The organism is Halorubrum sp. SP3, assembly GCF_005435195.1.
In the GTDB taxonomy this organism is placed as follows: domain Archaea; phylum Halobacteriota; class Halobacteria; order Halobacteriales; family Haloferacaceae; genus Halorubrum; species Halorubrum sodomense.
Map to the genome: position 1 here is coordinate 1 of NZ_SGTU01000805.1, position 215 is coordinate 215.

At 71.2% G+C, this 215-nt stretch carries 1 pseudogene; it reads left to right on the forward strand.

The annotated features are described in order from the left end of the window. Positions 1-215 (forward strand): annotated as a pseudogene (locus EXE42_RS18275) (ABC transporter substrate-binding protein); the annotation flags it as partial.

The following is a 215-nucleotide window of genomic DNA, read 5'->3' on the forward strand; positions in this document are numbered from 1 at the left end:
CGAACGGGACCGCGGGCTCGGACGACGACGCCGCGGCCGAGTCGACGGCCGACGCGGGCTACACCGTCGAGATGGCCCCGATGGGCGAGGTCGCGTTCGACGCGGTGCCCGAGCGCTGGATGGCGTACTTCAGCACGTACGGCGACATGGGCATCGCGCTCGGTCAGCTCGACGGGCTTCAGGGGCTGATCTTCACCGAGAACTGGCCGCTCGGG